This is a genomic window from Enterobacter sp. MGH85, from assembly GCF_001037655.1.
GTDB lineage: Bacteria > Pseudomonadota > Gammaproteobacteria > Enterobacterales > Enterobacteriaceae > Enterobacter > Enterobacter intestinihominis.
Genome location: NZ_KQ089925.1, coordinates 2,615,782 through 2,637,146, shown reverse-complemented (window position 1 = coordinate 2,637,146; position 21,365 = coordinate 2,615,782). Strand labels below are relative to the sequence as shown.

Annotated in this window: 17 protein-coding genes; 1 reads left to right on the top strand and 16 read right to left on the bottom strand. The window is 42.7% G+C overall.

Going from position 1 to position 21,365, the window contains the following annotated elements; all coding sequences use genetic code 11:
• Positions 1-11: 11 nt before the first annotated feature.
• A complete protein-coding gene (locus tag SK51_RS12415; protein ID WP_023306559.1) occupies positions 12-1,343 on the bottom strand; it encodes an IS4 family transposase in 1,332 nt (443 codons plus the stop codon).
• 114 nt (positions 1,344-1,457) lie between these two features.
• Positions 1,458-2,438: an LPS O-antigen chain length determinant protein WzzB gene (gene wzzB / locus SK51_RS12410; protein WP_022648610.1), complete on the bottom strand. Its 981-nt coding sequence runs from the start codon at positions 2,436-2,438 to the stop codon at positions 1,458-1,460.
• Between the two features lie 192 nt (positions 2,439-2,630).
• Between wzzB and SK51_RS12405 the strand changes: the two genes are divergently transcribed.
• Positions 2,631-3,635 (top strand): NAD-dependent epimerase, encoded by a 1,005-nt coding sequence (locus tag SK51_RS12405; protein WP_022648611.1) that lies wholly within the window; start codon positions 2,631-2,633, stop codon positions 3,633-3,635.
• Between the two features lie 46 nt (positions 3,636-3,681).
• On the opposite strand, the gene ugd is transcribed toward SK51_RS12405, so the two are convergent.
• The 14 genes from ugd to SK51_RS12335 all read right to left on the bottom strand — a co-directional run bounded on the left by ugd (position 3,682) and on the right by SK51_RS12335 (position 21,055).
• Positions 3,682-4,848, bottom strand: coding sequence for a UDP-glucose 6-dehydrogenase (gene ugd, locus SK51_RS12400; protein ID WP_022648612.1), 1,167 nt, complete (start codon positions 4,846-4,848; stop codon positions 3,682-3,684).
• A 225-nt stretch (positions 4,849-5,073) separates the two neighbouring features.
• Positions 5,074-6,480 (bottom strand): NADP-dependent phosphogluconate dehydrogenase, encoded by a 1,407-nt coding sequence (gndA, locus tag SK51_RS12395; RefSeq protein WP_048206737.1) that lies wholly within the window; start codon positions 6,478-6,480, stop codon positions 5,074-5,076.
• A 267-nt stretch (positions 6,481-6,747) separates the two neighbouring features.
• A complete protein-coding gene (locus SK51_RS12390; RefSeq protein ID WP_032676171.1) occupies positions 6,748-7,965 on the bottom strand; it encodes a lipopolysaccharide biosynthesis protein in 1,218 nt (405 codons plus the stop codon).
• 1 nt (position 7,966) lies between these two features.
• Positions 7,967-9,295: a hypothetical protein gene (locus SK51_RS12385; RefSeq protein ID WP_023306560.1), complete on the bottom strand. Its 1,329-nt coding sequence runs from the start codon at positions 9,293-9,295 to the stop codon at positions 7,967-7,969.
• Between the two features lie 121 nt (positions 9,296-9,416).
• A complete protein-coding gene (cpsG, locus tag SK51_RS12380; RefSeq protein ID WP_023306561.1) occupies positions 9,417-10,787 on the bottom strand; it encodes a phosphomannomutase CpsG in 1,371 nt (456 codons plus the stop codon).
• A 69-nt stretch (positions 10,788-10,856) separates the two neighbouring features.
• The gene (gene cpsB, locus SK51_RS12375; protein WP_022648617.1) at positions 10,857-12,293 is read right to left on the bottom strand and encodes a mannose-1-phosphate guanyltransferase; all 1,437 of its coding nucleotides are present in this window, start codon (positions 12,291-12,293) and stop codon (positions 10,857-10,859) included.
• Positions 12,275-13,294: a glycosyltransferase gene (locus SK51_RS12370; RefSeq protein WP_023306562.1), complete on the bottom strand. Its 1,020-nt coding sequence runs from the start codon at positions 13,292-13,294 to the stop codon at positions 12,275-12,277. The genes cpsB and SK51_RS12370 overlap by 19 nt, the downstream gene beginning before the upstream one ends.
• Positions 13,291-14,451: a glycosyltransferase gene (locus tag SK51_RS12365; protein ID WP_223861944.1), complete on the bottom strand. Its 1,161-nt coding sequence runs from the start codon at positions 14,449-14,451 to the stop codon at positions 13,291-13,293. Before SK51_RS12365 ends, SK51_RS12370 begins: the two co-directional genes overlap by 4 nt.
• A gap of 78 nt (positions 14,452-14,529) precedes the next feature.
• A complete protein-coding gene (gene rfbA, locus SK51_RS12360; protein WP_022648620.1) occupies positions 14,530-15,396 on the bottom strand; it encodes a glucose-1-phosphate thymidylyltransferase RfbA in 867 nt (288 codons plus the stop codon).
• Between the two features lie 2 nt (positions 15,397-15,398).
• On the bottom strand, positions 15,399-16,481 hold the full coding sequence (rfbB, locus tag SK51_RS12355; RefSeq protein WP_022648621.1) for a dTDP-glucose 4,6-dehydratase: 1,083 nt from the start codon (positions 16,479-16,481) through the stop codon (positions 15,399-15,401).
• 102 nt (positions 16,482-16,583) lie between these two features.
• Positions 16,584-18,353, bottom strand: a complete 1,770-nt coding sequence (locus SK51_RS12350; protein WP_370551880.1) for a polysaccharide biosynthesis protein — start codon at positions 18,351-18,353, stop codon at positions 16,584-16,586.
• 155 nt (positions 18,354-18,508) lie between these two features.
• Positions 18,509-19,075, bottom strand: coding sequence for a PglD-related sugar-binding protein (locus tag SK51_RS12345; protein WP_223861945.1), 567 nt, complete (start codon positions 19,073-19,075; stop codon positions 18,509-18,511).
• Positions 19,062-20,105: an MraY family glycosyltransferase gene (locus SK51_RS12340; RefSeq protein WP_023306565.1), complete on the bottom strand. Its 1,044-nt coding sequence runs from the start codon at positions 20,103-20,105 to the stop codon at positions 19,062-19,064. Before SK51_RS12340 ends, SK51_RS12345 begins: the two co-directional genes overlap by 14 nt.
• Positions 20,105-21,055 carry an NAD-dependent epimerase/dehydratase family protein gene (locus SK51_RS12335; RefSeq protein ID WP_080346813.1) on the bottom strand — a complete coding sequence of 317 codons (951 nt, stop codon included), beginning with the start codon at positions 21,053-21,055 and terminating at the stop codon, positions 20,105-20,107. Before SK51_RS12335 ends, SK51_RS12340 begins: the two co-directional genes overlap by 1 nt.
• Positions 21,056-21,365: the final 310 nt, after the last annotated feature.

Below are 21,365 nucleotides of genomic sequence, written 5' to 3'. Positions count from 1 at the left end.
CCGGGGAAACCCTAATGCTGGTCACTTAAGGTGACCAGCATTGTTTTTAAAGGGATATTTTGATTTTTCTGCCTGATTTCCCTTTCATATTCCCGCTCCCTCCTCAGTGGCAGTTTCAGCATTGCCGCATTACTGTAGAAGTGCTTCAGATGCCCCGGTACTGCGCCCGGTGATGACCATGGCAGCCCGATTAACAACCGCATTATCTCTGCCAGTGAGCCGCTGAAGCTCAGCTGATACGGCAGATAGTCACCTTTCAGGCTGAACGCCATTTTTACCATCTGATACCGCACCAGATTGTAGGTCAGCAGTATTCCCCACAACTCCTGCCTTACCATCTCCGGTAACTTACTTCTCAGTGTCCAGCGGTTGCCGCACAGATACTGTTTTGCTTCACGGTACCCCAGCTCTATTTCCCACCGGTGTTTATACAGTTCCGCTATGTCTGCCGCCGGGTAACGCATGGCATCTGTCATTGACGTGACAACCTGTCGCTCCACGCCGTTTACCTTACGGCTCACCAGCCGGACTGTGAGCGTATCCGGCAGTCCTTCCCACTGCTTTCTGGCCTGCGGGGAAGTCTTCAGGGTTATCAGCGCATCCTGTTTACCCAGCCTGCGAACCACTTCATACTGCGTGCCTTTTTTCAGCGGCAGCAGCCAGTGACGGTTTTCTCCGGCCCGGTGCCAGTTATCCAGCAGACCGGCTGACCAGAACCCCCGGTCGAACAGCGTCACGCTGTTATCCGGTACCTGTTCAGTCAGCCCTGCTGCCAGGCGCATTTCATTAACGTCATACCGGCCCATTACACTGGCACGCAGCAGATGGCTGCTCAGTTCCATCAGACACACCATACGAACCTGCGGGAAGCCCTTTTCGCCATGCTGGTTTTCCGCTTTTGCGAAGGCAGCAGCGTTTTCCGGTGTGTCCGGCGTTCGCCAGACCACACCATCAACGGCATTCAGCGTCAGTCCATGCCAGAGCGGATGCCGGGCTTCCTTGTGCCAGTGCTGTTGCGTAAGGTTAAACAACTCCCGGATAGCATCCTCGCCCAGTGTTTTACGGCGGGCGATAACGGAGCTGGGGGCAGTAAATGACCTTCCGGTGCGGTCAACGATATCCATCAGGTTGACGATATGAGAGAGAGGTTTGTTGTTGAAAATCGCCATGCCGATAACCAGCCAGACCATGGATTCGAGCGGGAGTTTACGTTTACGCAGAGTCACTGTATCAGTCAGGGAAAAAGCCTGCTGAATGAGGTCGTGGGGAAGAAGGTCGGCAAGGCTCTGGACCTCTTCGGGGGCGGTAAGATTAATAATGCCGAGGGCCTGGGACAGTTCCATTTAAAAAGGGCTCCATGATGAACACAGAACCCTTTTTACACCAGCCGCTGGATCGGTCAACCGATCCTTAAACGATCGGCATTAGGGGAGACCCGGTCTTTTTTTGTGTGTAAATCAGGCTCGTGGCTTGTAGTTTCTCAGCGCGTTACGGCCGAGGACGACACCAGAACCGATAATTCCGCCGAGCAGTACGGCAAGGATAAGGGTAATAGCACTTTTCGGGCTGTCGCGTCGGATAGGCAGGTTCGGCTTCATGACGTAACGATAGACGTGAATAGTGTCTGGGTTAACGTTGAGGTTCTGAATATCCAGTAAATTTTGTTTGGTTTGGTAGTAAGCGCCTGAGAAGACCAGCGGGCGAGACGCTTCGTTATCAACCATTGATTTGAGCGCTACGGTACCCAACAGGAACATGGTTTCCTGAGTAACATCCTGAGTCTGTTGAAGCTGCGGAGTGGTGATCTTAGCGGCTTCTGCGTTCTTCAGCGCCTCAGTAATCTGCTTGATGCGTAGATCTTTCTGCTCCTGAGCAACTTTCTCCTGATTCTGGAGGGAGTCGTTCAGGGTTGTGATCTGCTGCTTGAGGTTATCTCTGAGATCAAGCGTCAGTTCTTTTGCCGTCTGCTCGTCAACCTGCTGAATGTACTGAGCTAATTGCTTTTGAGCTGCTTCAGCGGATTCGCCCTGATAGCTTACGGTTAAAGGCAAACTTTGTCCTTTAACCGTAGGCTCAATAGTCAGTTTTTCCGGATCTTCCTGATTCTCCAGCGCCTGAGCTAATGCCGAGAAGGAGGAATTGAAACGTCCAATAGCACGATTCTGAATGTCTAACATGGAGGGAGCTGCCCCGCCATAGAGGATATTCAATGCATTGGAATAGGTGGCGATTTGTGCCGCATCAGGCTGGGCTATGATGGCTGATGACGTCCATTTCTCTTTGGCTACAGTGATGTAAACGCCAGCAAGAACGATAAAAGCAGCAATAAAAGCCCCTATTACCCACTTACCACGCCACAGCTGTAGCATTACATCAAGTAAATCAATTTGCTCCGGGTCATTGCTGCGATTGACCAGGCTATCGTTGTTCTGCGTCATACAATCCCTAACAGATGAAAAAGGGCAAAAATAATCTTGTTTCCATAGTGTATCTCTTGTTGTAGAAAATTCTATAAGAATACGATGAGTTATATCGGAAAGATGGGTTATGTATGTGAAGAGCAACGCGCTATCATAGTCGGAATCTGATGTCCTGGGACATCAACAAGAACACTGTGAATGAGGGAAGCTATGAAATTTCTGGTAACGGGCGCGGCGGGCTTTATCGGTTCTCATGTCAGCAAGCGCCTGCTTGATGCAGGGCATGAAGTTGTTGGGATTGATAATCTGAATGATTACTATGACCCTAACCTCAAGCTCGCTCGCCTCGAACTGCTCAAATCCGGGAGTTTCACCTTCCACAAGCTGGACTTAGCGGACCGCGAGAGCATGGCTGCGCTCTTCGCCAATGAAAAATTTGACCGCGTGATCCATCTTGCCGCACAGGCGGGCGTGCGTTACTCGCTGGAAAAGCCGCATGCCTACGCAGATGCTAACCTGGTAGGTCACCTTAACGTGCTGGAAGGCTGTCGCCACAACAAGGTTCAGCATCTCCTTTATGCGTCATCCAGCTCTGTCTACGGCCTCAACCGTAAGATGCCGTTTTCTACTGACGACTCCGTGGACCACCCGGTATCCCTGTATGCGGCAACCAAAAAAGCCAATGAGCTGATGTCGCATACCTATTCGCATCTGTATAACCTGCCGACCACTGGCCTGCGCTTTTTTACCGTCTATGGCCCGTGGGGCCGACCGGACATGGCGCTGTTCAAATTCACCAAGGCCATGATTGAAGGCAACAGCATCGACGTATACAACTACGGCAAGATGAAGCGCGACTTCACCTATATCGATGATATTGCGGAGGCGATTATTCGCCTACAGGACGTTATTCCTCAGGCCGATGCCGACTGGACGGTCGAAACCGGTTCGCCAGCAACCAGCTCTGCCCCGTATCGCGTGTATAACATCGGTAACAGTTCACCTGTCGAACTGATGGATTACATCACCGCGCTTGAAGAGGCGCTGGGCAAAGAAGCGGTAAAAAATATGATGCCGATCCAGCCGGGGGACGTGCTGGAGACCAGTGCGGACACCAAAGCGCTGTATGACGTTATTGGGTTTAAACCACAAACCTCAGTCAAAGAAGGCGTGAAAAACTTCGTCGACTGGTACCGCAACTTCTATAACGTTTAAAAACAAAAAACCCGGCATAGTGCCGGGTTTTTTATCACGAGTTTAATCAGTCACTGCCGAACAAATCGCGGGTATAAACTTTATCTTTCACGTCCGCCAGCTCTTCCGCCATACGGTTGGAGATAATCACGTCCGCTTCTTTCTTAAACGCATCCAGATCGCGGATCACACGTGAATGGAAGAACTCGTCTTCCTGCATGGCCGGTTCATAAATAATGACCTGCACGCCCTTCGCCTTAATACGCTTCATGATCCCCTGAATGGAAGAAGCGCGGAAGTTATCGGAACCGCTCTTCATGATCAGGCGATACACGCCCACCACTTTCGGCTGACGCGCGAGAATAGAATCTGAGATGAAGTCTTTACGCGTGCGGTTGGCATCCACAATAGCGGAAATCAGGTTGTTCGGCACTGCCTGATAGTTTGCCAGCAGCTGCTTGGTATCTTTTGGCAGACAGTAGCCGCCGTAACCGAATGACGGGTTGTTGTAATGGTTACCGATACGCGGGTCGAGACATACGCCCTCGATGATCTGACGGGTATTCAGACCTAAACTCTCGGCATAGCTGTCCAGCTCGTTGAAGTAAGCCACGCGCATGGCCAGATAGGTGTTAGCGAAAAGCTTAATCGCTTCTGCCTCGGTGGAATCGGTGAACAGCACCGGAATATCTTTTTTGATTGCGCCTTCCTGAAGCAGTGCAGCAAAACGCTCCGCACGCTCGGAACGCTCGCCAATCACGATACGGGATGGGTGCAGGTTATCGTAAAGCGCCCTTCCTTCACGCAGGAACTCTGGCGAGAAGAAGATATTATCAATACCAAATTTTTCTTTGATGGATTTGGTAAAACCAACCGGGATCGTCGACTTGATAACCATTACTGCATCAGGGTTAATGCCGATAACATCTTTGATAACCGCTTCGACGGTTGAGGTGTTGAAATAGTTGGTTTTTGGATCGTAGTCAGTAGGCGTGGCAATAATGACGTAATCCGCATCGCGGTATGCATCTTCTTTATCAGTCGTGGCGCGGAAATTCAGCGTTTTGTTGCTGAGATAATCCTGGATTTCTTTGTCGACGATCGGCGATTTCTTCTCATTGAGCATATCCACTTTGGCCTGCACGATATCAAGTGCAACCACTTCATGGTTCTGAGCAATCAAAATGCCGTTTGAAAGACCGACATACCCTGTTCCGGAAATTGTTATTTTCATTCGCTAATGACTTCTTTTAGTTAACTGTACTGATGGCCGCCAGACCATCGCGATAAACATAACTGTTGGGCTTTGTACCTCCTGGCAAACAACACTGTCAAGGCAAACCAGGAGTAATCATTACGTGCGGGACGAGATTCAGACTACTTCGATTATTGCGCGGCATTTTTTGCATAAAAAAACCCGGAGACGAGCTCCGGGTTGATGTTATTGCAGAGAGTTAACTCATTCCATCCATTCGGTATGGAAGACACCGTCTTTATCCGTACGCTTGTAGGTATGCGCACCGAAGTAGTCACGCTGCGCCTGAATCAGGTTGGCAGGCAGCACGGCAGCACGATAGCTGTCGTAGTATGCCACCGCAGCGGAGAAGGTTGGAACCGAAATACCGTTCTGTACTGCGTAAGCAACCACGTCACGCAGCGCCTGCTGGTACTCGTCCGCAATCTTTTTGAAGTACGGTGCCAGCAGAAGGTTGGCGATACCGGCGTTTTCAGCATAGGCATCGGTGATTTTCTGCAGGAACTGTGCACGAATGATGCAACCCGCGCGGAAGATCTTCGCGATTTCACCGTAGTTAAGATCCCAGTTATTCTCGTCTGACGCCGCACGCAGCTGAGAGAAGCCCTGTGCGTAAGAAACGATTTTACCCAGGTACAGTGCACGACGCACTTTCTCAACGAACTCAGCTTTGTCGCCGGCTGGTTTAGCCTGTGGACCAGACAGCACTTTAGATGCCGCGACGCGTTGCTCTTTCAGAGAAGAGATGTAACGCGCAAAGACGGATTCGGTGATCAGAGACAGCGGTTCGCCCAGATCCAGAGAGCTCTGGCTGGTCCATTTACCGGTACCTTTGTTCGCTGCTTCATCCAGAATCACATCAACCAGGTATTTACCCTCTTCATCTTTTTTCGTGAAGATATCTTTGGTGATGTCGATCAGGTAGCTGTTCAGCTCGCCTTTGTTCCACTCGGTAAAGGTTTCAGCCAACTCTTCATTGGTGAGGTTCAGGCCGCCTTTCAGCAGGGAATAAGCTTCAGCAATCAGCTGCATGTCGCCGTATTCGATGCCGTTGTGCACCATTTTCACGTAGTGACCTGCACCGTCCGCACCGATATAGGTTACGCAAGGCTCACCATCTTCAGCCACGGCTGCGATTTTGGTCAGGATTGGCGCAACCAGTTCGTATGCATCTTTCTGGCCGCCAGGCATGATGGATGGGCCTTTCAGCGCGCCCTCTTCACCACCGGAAACACCGGTACCGATGAAGTTGAAGCCTTCAGCAGACAGCTCACGGTTACGACGAATGGTGTCCTGGAAGAAGGTGTTACCGCCATCAATGATGATGTCGCCTTTTTCGAGGTAAGGCTTCAGGGAGTCGATAGCTGCATCGGTACCCGCCCCTGCTTTCACCATTAACAGGATACGACGAGGCGTTTCCAGAGACTCAACGAACTCTTTCACCGTATAGAAAGGAACCAGCTTCTTGCCTGGGTTCTCGGCAATGACTTCTTCGGTTTTATCACGGGAGCGGTTGAAAACGGAGACGGTATAACCACGGCTTTCGATGTTGAGCGCCAGGTTGCGCCCCATCACTGCCATACCGACAACGCCGATCTGTTGCTTGGACATTACATACTCCTGTCAGGTAACATTATTATTGAGCAAGCACAATTTATAAATACTATCTTATGTTTGTGAGAAGAGAAAGCATTTGAGATATTATTTTTATAATAAAGCACAAATTGGAAATTACGAAATAAAAAATTTGGTCTCCAGGAGGGGGAAATGAACCACAAAAAAAACAGCCATATATTAAATAGAATAGAGCATATAGCAATGGATTATATTTCGTTTTGTTAAATATACTCACTTAAAGTATTGTGAACATTCAGCAATTCAAATTTTTCTCTTAGTTAACAGCCCAATACTTACAGCTAATAATATCATGCTTGTTAACTCTACTGAAGCTATTGTAAAAATAGCACCAATCGTACCATATTGATGAACTAGTATATACATTAGTGGAATAGCTATGCACATACAGATTATTGCGATATATAAGCCAAAACGATATAGTCCCTGAGATTGAATGATTGATGTTAGTGCACCATTCATACACTTGATTCCGGCAATTAATAGAAACCCGAGTATCATTATGTTATTACTTTCATTATCCAATATTAAGTACCGACCAAAGAAAAATAGAACAGTAAAGTAACACACTGAACTTAAGATTATATACCCAAGGATCATGTAGATAAACGGATAAACCTTATTTATGTTCCTATGGCTTCTTAAATCCAAACGACTAAATTTTGCATAAGCCACAGTAGAAAATAATGATGACACCATTACTAGTGGATCAACCAGACGAAAAATTTGTCCATACGCAGCTAAACCCTCAGGAACTATATTTTTTATATATATATTATCCAGTCTACTGTAAATAATTACCACCATAGCATTAAGGCCTATACTGACAGTATGCTGATACAACAAGAATACATCTTTAGGAGAAATCTTCCCTGCAGCATGAATCTTTTTCCAACCAACTTTTCTAAATAAATGAATTGTAACTACCGAAACAAATAAACTCTCTGCAAGCAAATAATTCCAGGCAGTAAAAGGCATTCTTAAAATAAACTGAACACCATAAATTACAAAAGTTAAAAACAGGGCTAACGCTATGGAAGGAGATAAAGCTTTATTCAAATTTTGTGATTGAAAAAAGCTATTAGATAAATTAAAGAGAAGTGCAAAAAATAATGACAGTGAAATCGGAATATAAATATCTCTGTTATATCCTAATGCATAACAAATTACAAAAAACAATATTGATACTACTACCCCGACGAATATTTTTTGATAGAACACCCTCTTCAACAATCGAATGGGATTTTCAACATCAGAATACTTCTTGATTACAAATATATCCACACCAAAATCAGATACAACTCTTAATATTTCTAGCGTACCAATTAAAAATATAAATACGCCTCCTGATTCTATGCCAAGTTCTCGAGTAATTAAAACAATAGCGAGTGTTTTTGCCCCAAAATAACTTACCTTATTAAAGAGTGCATAGATACCATCACTAAGAATATCTTTTAGCATTTCAATTTCTACTTTTTTGTTGAGTCAATAGATTTGCAATTATTATTATTGGAAACGATTTTAAAACATAAGCAAATGGCAAAATTAATTCTCCACGAACAGAATAGAAGAAACCAGTCATCATAGCTAGGGCAAAAAAGTTAAAAATAACATAATTACTATTCAAACCTTTTTGAATTATCGAGATCATAATTAACAGATAGGCAAGATAAATAAATAAATTGAAATGCAAACTTATTATACTTGCTTCAAGAAGACCAGAAGATGACAACGCTATCCCATTAGACACGCTGCCAAGCACTATTGTTGAATATTCATGAGCAATTTGTGCATCGCTTATGAAGCCAAAACCACTGAGCGGCAACACTTGCGATAATATCGTAAGGGGGTTTAGTAACGCCCAACCATTTTCATCGGGCAAAGAGTATAAATCTTGTAAACCTGCAAGCGTAGACGACAGAGAGTCAAGTACAACGCCAAGATAATTAATAAAATTGATTTCATATCCTTCACGAAGATATGAAATCATTGAAAAACCGACGAAGCCAATTAATAAATAGTGTACTTTGGATATTCTAGCGAATATTGCTATTATTTTCTTTCTATTTGAATATAACGAGAGAATAATAATACATATAAAAGCAAAAAAGAATTTATTTCTTATCCCAATAACAAGGTCAGATGCGAGCAAAATAAATGCTAGCATCTTATATTTTTTCGATGATTTATAATAAAAGACTGCCAAAGCCATTATAGAAGAAAAGCCACTAATAGCACGGATAGCAAAAGGAATACTTGAAAGTAATTCTTCACTATCAGTATAAATAGCTAAATGCCCTAAGCCTGATGATAAAATAAATTTCAGATAAAAAACAATTTTAATTAACTGGCAAACACCAACAATGGAAAATATAATCTTAAATAGATTATTTATACTTTTTGCTTGTTGCCTATGAACATTTTTGATAGCTGTAAGATAGAGTATGATATTTATTAACATACCCCATATACAAGTCAATTCAAAGCCATCAGAAGCTTTTTTAAAGAAATACAAATAAAAAGAAGGAATACCTATAATTAAAGAAAATACAAAAGCAAACATTAATTGCAACGAGATAAACTTCACTCTATGCATATAGAAGTAAATCATCTCACCAAACAATATAATGGCACAAAAAACCGCAAAAATATCCTCTACAGTTCCATAAAGTGTAGCACTTGCCGATTCCGTTAAAAAAATCAATAATAAAGAAGAAGTAAGCAGGAAATATATAAACGCTAAATGCGCACTTATTTTGAATTGATTATTTTTTAAACTCTTCTCATTCATAGGAATTGTACACTTCCCAACATACAAGATTATTAAGGAATCAGATATTATAAATAATAATATTTAATCCATATATTAATGGGTGCACAATTACTACATGTGCACCCATATAAAAGACAAGCTATGCTCGAATTTTATTCAATAACTCTGCTGTTTTGGCTTCCATTAACGCAGTATTACCACGAGACTCAACATTCAAGCGGATAACAGGCTCAGTGTTTGAGCTTCGGAGATTAAAACGCCAGTCAGAAAATTCAATACTGATTCCATCGGTATAGTCTACTACCGAGGCATCACTTTTATAGTATTCAAGTATTTCAGAAATCACTTTTTCTTGATCATTAACGATGCTATTAATCTCTCCGCTGGCTGGGAAAGATTTCATCCGATCATGGACTAGTTCTGCCAACGTTTTATTTTTAATACTCACTAACTCGGCTACAAGTAGCCACGGAATCATTCCGCTATCACAGTAGGCAAAGTCACGAAAATAATGATGAGCACTCATTTCACCACCATAGACAGCATCTTCCAAACGCATGCGTTCTTTGATGAAAGCATGGCCTGTTTTGGACATTACAGGAATACCCTTTGCTCGCTGAACCACATCTATAGTATTCCATGAAAGGCGGGGATCATGTATGATCCGCGCGCCTGGTTGCTTTTCGAGGAAAGATTCTGCAAGCAACCCGACAATGTAATAACCTTCAATAAAATTACCTTCATTATCGAAGAGGAAACATCTGTCAAAATCGCCATCGAACGCAATGCCCATATCTGCCTTGTGATTAATAACGGCTTCGCTTGTGTCAGCACGGCATTCTTGAAGAAGAGGGTTTGGAATCCCATTAGGGAAATTTCCATCAGGTAAATTGTGAATTTTCACAAATTCAACTGGAATCTGAATTTCCTTGAAACGTTTTTCAATCTCATCAATAACAGGGCCTGCGGCTCCGTTACCTGAGTTAATAACAAGTTTAAGTGGTTTAATATTTTCAGGTTTGATATAGCTGAGAATATGATCAATATATGCTTTTTTAGTATCTATTTTTTCATAACTTCCACGTTTCGCAATATCTACATGAGAAAAATTATTTTCTTCAGCTAAACGTTGTATATCTCGCAGCCCTGTATCACCGCTGATAGGCCGGGCTCCCTCGCGAACCAACTTCATCCCATTGTAATCCATCGGATTATGACTTGCTGTAACTTCAATTCCTCCGTCAACACCGAGATGGAATGTAGAGAAATAGATTTCTTCGGTCCCTGACATTCCAATATCCAGTACGTCAACACCTGCGTCCTGCAAACCTTCGGCTAGTGACATTTTTAGAGATTCACTTGTAAGGCGCACATCACCACCTAATACAACGGTCCGAGGTTTCAGATATTCACCATAGGCTCGACCAATTCGCTTTGCTATATTATTATTAAGTTCGTCACCTAAGCGGCCGCGAATGTCATACGCCTTGAAACAAGTCAATTTATCCATTATTTTCCTCATATATCTCTGGCAATTATTACCTTAAATCTTGATATAACGTATTTGCTGTGACAATTTCTAAATTCGCCCATAACGATCTGAAAGGCGAATAATGTCATCTTCTTCCAAATAGGAACCAGAACGCACTTCAATCAGTTCAAGCATGATTTTCCCTGGGTTCTCAAGAGAATGAATAACGCCAAGTGGGATATAAACGGATTGATTTTCTGTCAAAATTTTTTCTTCTCCGTTAATTGTTACTTTCGCAGTCCCAGATACAATAACCCAGTGTTCAGAACGGTGATGATGCATTTGTTCTGATAGCCCCTCCCCAGGTTTTACGCTTATACGCTTAACCTGGTAGCGTTCTCCAGCGTCAATCGAATCATATTTACCCCAGGGACGAAAAACTTCGCGGTGTTTATGATGCTCTAAACGCCCCTCAGCCTTTATTTTCTCCACTATCTTTTTAACATCCTGTACGGCATGCCTATCAGCAATGAGAACTGCATCTTTGGTCTGCACAATGATAAGGTCTTTCACGCCCACAGTGGCAACGAGACCTGATTCTGAATGTACGTAACTATTTTTTGTTCGGAAACTAATGACATCACCACGATGGACATTACCATCGGTGTCATGTGGGCTAATATCCCACAATGATGACCATGATCCAACATCGCTCCAGCCGGCATCCATTGGCACTACAACGGCGTCCTCAGTTTTCTCCATCACAGCATAATCAATCGACTCATCCGGACAAGCCAAGAATGACTTCTCATCAACTCTGGTGAAATCAAGGTCAGGATTGATAGCACTCATTGCTTTTTCGCATGCCTCAAGAATATCAGGCCTGAACTTTCTCAACTCGGCCAGATAGCTATCAACCTGGAAAAGAAACATACCGCTATTCCAATAATATTTCCCGCTATCTACATAAGATTTAGCAGTATCCAGATCGGGTTTTTCTACAAACCTTGAGACTTTATATGCTTCCTTACATCCTTTCTGACTTATGCTATCGCCGCGGAGAATATAACCATAACCAGTTTCAGCTCTATCAGGCACAATCCCAAAAGTTACAAGTTTGCCTTGTTCTGCACAAGGAATCGCTTGTCTGATCGCATCTCTGAAAACTTCTTCCTTCTCAAAAATATGGTCGGCAGCAAGTACCAGTAATAATGGATTGCTTTCGGCGTTATTCTTTTTCGCGGCTAATGCAGCAAGAGCGACGGCTGGAGCAGTATTTCGCCCTGCAGGTTCAAGGACAATATTTTTAGTTAGCTTGTTTAATTGTAGTAACTGCTCTGCCACGATAAAACGGTGTTTTTCATTACAAATTACTATAGGATTATTACAATCAAGTCCATCCAAACGGTTGATTGTTGATTGCAACATCGTGTAATCACCCTTTACTGGAATGAACTGTTTGGGATAAAGTTCACGGGATAGTGGCCATAAACGACTACCTGTACCGCCAGCCATTATAACAGGTATCAATTTGCTAGTAGCCATTTTTCAATTTCTTCCTCTAAAATAATATGATACTTAATCTTATAACCTGATGAATCACTAGTCACATGAGCCAAAAAATATTTCTCACAAAAAGAATGATCGTCATATAAATAAACACTTTCGTCTCTATGTTCTCTAAATGCAGAAATATTTGACGCTAAAACGCTTTTACCACATATTCTGCCTTCAATTACTGGCCTTCCGAATCCTTCATGAGTCGAATGAGCCCAGACCATTGAAGCGTTCTTTAGTTCCGATAATAATTCGTCATCTGTAAGAACCGGCAGCACCTGGACATTCTCAATCTTTAACTCTCTAAGTATTTTCAATGCCCATTCTCTGTGAGAGCCTAATCCTATAACCTTAAGCTTATGCGAAGCAGCGTATGCACATGTTTTCCATAACTGCATTGCGTGATTAAATTCTTTATTAGAACCATTACCTGAAATTAATACTGCATAGGATTCAGCATTACTTTTTTGAATATTACCTTGTGATAATTTAGCTTCTAGTTGATAGAAGGAGTTAGGGAAAAGATAAACATTACTATCTTTTAACCATTTAACATTCATTCCAATTCTTTTTGTTGTTGCTGAGACAAATGCTACATCTCTTTTCAAAAAAGCATGAAATCGCTGTGTTAGTACAATATATAACGCAGAAAGACTTAGCCTTTCCTTAATTCTTTTATTTGGGATGAAATCATGAATTATTAATATGGATTTTTTGGAAAAAGCCGATATTACAGAACATGAGTTATAAGGATATATAATTTTTTCATATCTTCCCATAATACTTATCATAGGAATAATAACTTGCTCACAAAGAACAAAGAGTAAGTCTATAATTGCCCTAGGTAATTTTTGTGCAAATTTTGGACAACTCCACTCATTGACTATACATCCATTCTTTTCAAGTGCTGTAATTAAGTTGGATGAATAGATCGGAATACCTCTGTACAATATTCCCTTATAGAAATTGAACAACAATACTTTTTTCATTTCATTCCTGTCACACAGTTGATAAGATTCCAGTTGTAATGTTTCTTCAATACTTCTATCGCACAAAGAGAATTTTTATTAGCAATCTCTTCTCTAGACTCAAAAAGCTCGATAGAACGGATAAAATCATTTTTACTATTGGCAACGATAGCGTATTCACTAAGTTTTGGCATTGAATCCAGAACTATATTTGTAGTTATGACTGGCAGGCCTAATGCAAACGCTTCTAATACTTTATTCTGAAGACCAGAACCGTCGAAAATAGGGAATACTGCTATATCCATATTTGCCAGAAGATTCTTCAAATCATCAACATAACCATGAACGATAACTTCATTTGGTTTATTCAAAGCCAAAACTTGTTTACATGGCTGAGCACCGATGATATGAAGTTTATATTTTTCTTTTGGTAGACTATTAAACAAATCAGTTAAAAAGATTGCAGCTTTAACATTGGGGTAATAACTCATATTCCCCCAAAAAGCTAAATTTATAACGCCGTCGTCTTTTTTTAAGGTTTTTTTTACTCCGGGAATGTTCACGCCATTAGGTATAATCTTAAAACCTTCTTTACCTATATGTTTAGCATCTCTTTCTGAAATTATAAATCCCGCATCGATTACTTCGTATATTTCCCTCTCAATCGCGGACAGCTTTTTACTTTCGAAGCCACATATTTTCTTCATGAGAAAGTTTTCTGTTGCAGCTCTATTCTGCATATTTAATGAAAGAGCATCAACAAAATCACAATATATTAATGATTTGATACTGTGTTCTTTTCTTAAAGAAATAGTTTTAAAGATAAGGAACTCCAACCTAACCAATTGGAAAATTATCATGTCATAATTATTAGCAAGTAAAAGTTTTTTTAATTTTTGCCACGAGGCCTTATCATTATACACCGCACATTGCAATGCAGTTTGCCCCCTATTTTTAATTATGTTTTTTATTTTACCGATCTTTGATAAATTACCAGAAGAACACGAATTTATAAAATTATTGACATTACCACTTGTGGTGTTTGCTTTTTCTACCGAAAAAACATCCACTAAATTTTCTTTCGAAAGCTCTTTTATTTGATTATAAGCACGCAGAGCATCTCCAGTAATAATTGGCCAAGGGAAACGTGCAGTTACAAATAAAATTTTCTTCATCATCTAACCTATCTGTTTCTTATATTATATAAGGCTCATAAACACAAACCATGCAGGCGACATTATGTTTATAAAGTTTTGTTATCTATTAATTAATTTTAGTAAATATGCGCCGTAGTTAGTTTTCACAAATAGCCCCGCTCTTGAATATAAATCCTGATCGCTTAACCAGCCATTTCTCCACGCTATTTCCTCAAGGCACGCAATCATCATCCCCTGACGTTTTTGAACCGTCTCAACAAAGCTTCCTGCCTCAATTAAACTGTCATGAGTACCTGTATCAAGCCAAGCAAATCCTCGACCTAACAACTCGACTGTCAACATATTATTTTCTAGATATACTTGGTTAACAGTTGTAATTTCGAGTTCACCTCGGGGTGATGGCTTTATATGTTTAGCAATATCAACAACTTCATTATCGTAAAAATAAAGACCTGTTACTGCCCAATTTGATCTGGGTGCTACAGGTTTTTCTTCTATACTCAATGCCGTGTAATTTTTATCAAATTCGACGACACCAAAACTCTCAGGATTCATAACCTGATAACCAAATACAGTAGCACCTTTATTTCTATTTGCTGCCGTTTTAAGTTTTGGTGTAAATCCTTGACCAAAGAAAATATTATCCCCAAGGACCAAACAAACAGAATCATTACCAATAAAGTTGTCACCGATGATAAATGCTTGAGCTAAACCATCAGGGCTGGGTTGGATTGCATATTCTATGTTTATGCCAAACTGACGGCCATCACCGAGTAAACGTATAAAAGCTGGCTGATCATCTGGTGTTGTAATAATTAAAATATCTTTAATGCCAGCCAACATTAATACTGAAAGCGGGTAATAGATCATGGGTTTATCATAAACAGGAAGTAACTGTTTCGATACGCCCATTGTAATTGGATATAATCGTGTACCTGACCCCCCCGCTAAAATAATACCCTTCATTACTAACCGCCCTCATAATTTTGCTTTATCCAGGAGTGGTAACTTCCGTTATTAACATTTGCTATCCACTCCCTATTCGCTAGAAACCACTCAACCGTTTTACGAATTCCGCTTTCAAAAGTCTCCAGTGGTTTCCATCCCAGTTCCTTGCTAATCTTTTTAGCATCAATTGCATAACGACGATCATGACCGGGCCGATCTGGTATGAAAGTTATTTGTTCTCGGTAGGAAACTTTTTTTGGTACAATTTCATCTAACAGATCACAGATCGTATGCACAACATTAAGGTTTCTCTGTTCATTATAGCCTCCTATATTATAGGTCTCACCGATTTTACCTTGCGTTACTACGATATATAAAGCACGGGCGTGATCTTCTACATACAGCCAGTCACGTATTTGATCTCCGTTGCCATACACTGGCAGAGGTTTGCCTTCTAGTGCATTGAGAATTACTAACGGGATTAATTTTTCTGGGAAGTGATACGGGCCGTAGTTGTTTGAACAATTGGTTACGATGGTAGGGAAGCCATAGGTTCGCAGCCATGCGCGGACTAGATGATCACTTGAGGCTTTTGAAGCAGAATACGGGCTGCTTGGGGCATATGCGGTTTTTTCAGTAAACAGCGGCAGTTCAGTGCCCTTTACAACTTCATCCGGATGCGGAAGATCGCCATACACTTCATCTGTAGAAATATGATGGAAACGGAATCTAGTTTTTTTCTCTGCGCTAAGTTCGGACCAGTATTTACGGCTAGCTTCTAATAGCACATAAGTGCCGATAATATTAGTTTCGATAAAGGCTGCAGGACCACTTATCGAACGATCGACATGGCTCTCAGCCGCCAGATGCATCACTGCATCAGGTTGGTGATAAGACAAAATACGTTCCATAGCAGCGTTATCGCAAATATCAGCATGTTCAAAATAATAACGATCGCTCTGTGCGACGGTGGCTAGCGATTCGAGATTACCGGCGTAGGTCAATTTATCGACATTAATCACAGTGTCCTGCGTGTGATTAATAATGTGTCGTACAACAGCAGACCCAATAAAACCAGCTCCACCCGTGACCAGTATTTTCACGTTTATTTCGCTCTTAAAGTTTTCTGAAACAAAAGATGGTATGCCTACCACCCTGTTTACTCATTATAAGTAAACAGGGAGGAGAAGGGCGACGATAGGCTTTTAACTCACATTTTTATTCCATAGTAAATCGCAGATACCATCCGTTGGATTGAACGCGGCAGGTGCCTGCAAGAGTATTTCACGCACACGTTCGTAGTCGAACTCACGGCAGGCGTTGTCGAGATCCTGAAGAATGTGGCTCATTTCACTCCATGGCAACATTACTTCGTTAGCTGTTCTGATACGCGGGTGCTGCGTAACGGATACATTGTCGCCGATAAGCAACTCTTCATACAGTTTCTCACCTGGACGCAGACCTGTCGTTTTTATCGCAATATCACCATAAGGGTTTTTATCATCACGAACGGTTAGCCCTTGCAGCGTAATCATGCGGTGTGCAAGATCGATAATCCTGACGGGTTCCCCCATATCCAGAACAAAAACATCGCCGCCCGTGCCCATGGCTCCCGCCTGGATCACCAGTTGAGCCGCTTCAGGAATGGTCATAAAGTAACGCGTGATATCTTCGTGTGTCAGCGTCACCGGCCCACCTGCAGCAATCTGTTTTTCAAATAACGGCACAACTGAGCCTGATGAGCCTAACACGTTGCCGAAACGAACCATACTAAAGCAGGTATTATTGGATTCCTTCGCCAGCGCTTGCAGCACCAGCTCCGCCATGCGTTTGGTCGCCCCCATTGTGTTGGTGGGCCGTACGGCTTTATCGGTCGAAATTAAGACAAAGTTTTCAACACCACAACTTGCCGCGGCCTGAGCACAGCTTAACGTACCAAATATATTATTGCGCACGCCATCAAGAACGTTGAACTCGACAAGCGGTACATGCTTGTACGCCGCAGCATGATAAATTGTGTCGACGTTGAATGCTCTGATTAACCTTTCGAGATGCTCTTTATCCTGAACATTACCGAGGATTGGATAGATTTTAACTTTAAAATCCTGACCAAGATTTAGGTTACGCAGTTCGGAATCAATGGAATAGAGTGAGAACTCAGACAATTCGAAGAGAATAAGCTGGTTTGGCTTATTTTTAAGTATCTGTCGGCATAGTTCAGACCCTATTGACCCCCCTGCCCCGGTAACCATCACTGCTTTCCCGTTAATATTTCGGGATATCAATTCCGGAATGGGTGAGACAGGATCGCGGCCCAGCAGGTCTGTAATAACGACTTTCCGCAAGGAATCAATACTTGCCTTCCCCTCCACCAGATCGACCATTCCCGGGATGGAGAGCACTTCGCACGGCAGACCTTCCAGTGTTTTAATGACTTCGTTCTTTCTTGCCCGGCTTGCGCTTGGCATGGCCAGCAGAATTTTCTTCGCTTCGTATTTCTCAACCAGCCAGGGCAGTTTTTCTGGCGCAAAAACGCTTACCCCGTGAATCACCTGACCTTGCAGGGCACGGTTATCATCGACAAAAGCAACGGGGTAATATTCGTCCATCTGGCTCAGCGCAGGCAGTAATTGACGACCGGATGCACCTGCACCATAAATAACTACCCGAGTGCCCAGATTCAACCCACGATTCACCAACATTCTCATCCCAAGCCGTGATCCGGCAATAAGCAGTAGACCGAATGAGAAATAGATAAAAGGAATCGTTCTCGGCAAATAGAGGTTGGTATAGAACGCTGCGATAATAAGCAAAATGGACGATATGACCATCCCCATCGTTACTACCAGTAATATTTTGGCAGTAATATAACGAATTACGGCCCGATACAGCCCTAATTTAACAAAGATTGCCAAAGTAACTAAAATTATTGAAAGAATAAAAAGCCAATGCTCTGTACTATATACTGGAGTCATTGAATCAATGCGCACCCAAAATGCAAACCAAAATGCGCACAGCAGAAGCACAACATCTATAGAGAGTGTGATAATACGTTTTATTGGTCGTGGTAAAGATATTAAATAATTTAGCATACTAAAAACTGGTCGCCTCACTAAAGCTTGCATTCAGTTTATAAAATAGTACCAGCAGGACACACTGAGTAATCGTCTACTTTAGTATTATAACCGCCCACTGTCCCCGCCTGGAGAAACGCTGCTTTCCCAATCACAGCGCTGCCCGCAAGATGGACACCAACACCTAAATGAGCGAAATCACCAAGAATGGCATCGTGATCTATTGTCGAGTGGCTATTCACAATCGTCGCCAAACCTAATTTTGCGTTGGCACCCACTACAGCTCCCGCTAACACAACAGTTCCCTCAGCAAGGGTCGCCGATGGACTGACAAATGCAAAGGGATGTATAAGCGTTACAGGATGAATACCTAAGCCGAGCAGTTGCTGATAGAGCTGCTCTCTGACTTTATTGTTTCCGATGCCAATAGCGACATGACTGACCTTACCAATATGTAACTGTAGTTCGGAAATTTTTCCAATAATCAGCTGATTAATTTCCTGGCAGGCAGAGGTATTATCGTCGAGGAAAACGATATCCTTATATCCCAGCAGTCTCGCTGTCTCGTACAGCGTACGGCCATGACCACCCGCGCCCAAAATCAATAAGTCATGCATTGACATTGCTCTCTTTGTCTTTAACGCCTGCACCACATTTCAGTGCAACAACGAGAAGCGGGAACCAGGCGATGAGCAGCCCCACAACACCATCAATTTTGCCTGAGGCAATAAAAAAGGCGAAGGGGAAAAGCCACAGCAGATTGACGGCAATTGCCAATGATGTCACCGGAACGTGGCTGCCATATTTTCTTGCGAGGATTTGGTAGCCATGGCTGGCATGTGCTTCATAGACCTTTTTACCTGCTACGAGCCTCCTCAATAGCGTTGTCGTGGCATCGACGATAAATACGCCCAGCAAACATAATTCTGCAATAAAGAAATGCGTATCTGCTTTCGCAATATGGAGAATCATCAGTCCAATAGTTATCCCCAGGAAACCACTCCCGGCATCCCCCATGAAGATTTTTGCTCTCGGGAAATTCCAGACAATAAAACCGGCGGCGGCACCGATTAGGGCAAGCGTCAGCGGATAAATACTTCCAGGCGCGTCCGTGTACTGGTTTACAACAATCAACATTGCGCTACATGCGGCGAATGTTATTGCTTCAGCGCTGGCTAAGCCATTAATCCCATCCATAAAATTATATAAGTTCAGCATCCAGACCAGATATACACAGCCGAGAATCATACCAATCCAGGATAAAGAAAGATCGTAACCAAACAGCGTAATTACAGGGAAGGATCCCAGGAAATAAATGCCAATTGCTGCTGCCAGGAAATGCATTAATAGACGCCATCGTGCCGCAATATGACCATGATCATCAAGAAAACCAATGATGGCGACAATTACACCTGGAATAAATAAACCCAGGAAGCTGTCGAACGTTAGCGTATGGTTAAAATAAAATCCTACCAAAGCGACCAGGAGCGTCAGGACGATCGCTACTCCACCACCTCGCGGGGTGGGCACAGAATGCGAACTTCGCTGGTTTGGGCGGTCAATAACATTATGCTTTATTGCATACCCCCGCAATCCCCAAGTCAGCGCACACGATGCTAAAAAAGCGAATATCACAATTCCAAAATTCAACATTATTTATTACCTTCAGTATAATATTTCGCCGTTTTTTTCATAGTTTCATGAAGTGTTATCGGGGGTGTCCAGTGCAAATGTTCCCGCGATTTGGAGGCATCGACTTCCAGATCGCCAAACAACTGATCGTAAATACCACCTTTTCCAACAGCGGAAAGCAGTAACTTCATAATGCTTTTAGGGAAATAAATAATTTTCGCTTTGATATCCATACCAGCAGCAAAAGTTTCAATCATCTCTTCCGTTGAAGGTCGTTCTGCATCAGCGAGTAAAAAGAGTTGATTCTTAGCTTTCTCGTTTACGACACATTCATTGATAAAACTGACGACATTATCCAGCGAAACAAGAGCACGCTTATTCTTAACATTTTTAAACGGTAACGGCAGGTTTTTCGATACAAGTTTCAAAAGACGCTGAATATTACCCGGTGCATTTTCGCCACAAATTAAAGCCGGACGGACAATAGTGATAGCCATATCGGTCCCTCCAAAATTTTTTAACAGGCTCTGCTCAGCTTCGAGCTTGGAAATGGCATAATCAGAAGTCGGTCGAGGTGCCGATGTTTCTGTAAAGGGAGTTCCTGAAGTGGAATTACCGTTGACACCGATAGAGCTTATGAAAATAAAGTGCTTTACACCGCTACTGGCGGCATCTTTAGCTAATTTTATCGTCGCATCGTGATTAACCCGTCGGAATTCCGCTAATGCATCCTGTGCGTCATCATTGAGAATATGTGCCCTTCCCGCAGTATGAATGACGGTGTCGCACCCCTGGAGAAGATGAGCCCAGTTGGTGTCGGCTGAGATATCACCCAAGTTGAAAATACCTTCTGCAATGTTCTCTTGCCTGCGCGTTGTTAGTATCACCTCGTGCCCCGATGATTTCAACGTCTGGACTAAAGCAGTACCAAGAAATCCGGTTCCGCCCGTCACCAATACTTTCATTGCCATCCCCTATCTGCTTAATTTGTTATTTTTACCCCGCGAGGAGTGCTGGAACGCGATCACTTTACTATCCAGAGCCATTCGTTCTTTATTCATTAACTTATGCGAGGTATGCTACCGCCCCTGGCTTAACAGCTACCAGTGCACTGAGAGAAGTTTAGAGAAGAATTTTCTGGCCTGATTACAGACAAAAACTGGCGTTAATTGTCGTCCTAAATGGCGTCAGAAACAAGCACAAATCGCTACAAATCAGCCCAGATTTGAAGCAGGTAACTCTCTGTTATCACAGGAATTAATAACAAAAAGCGGCAGCCAT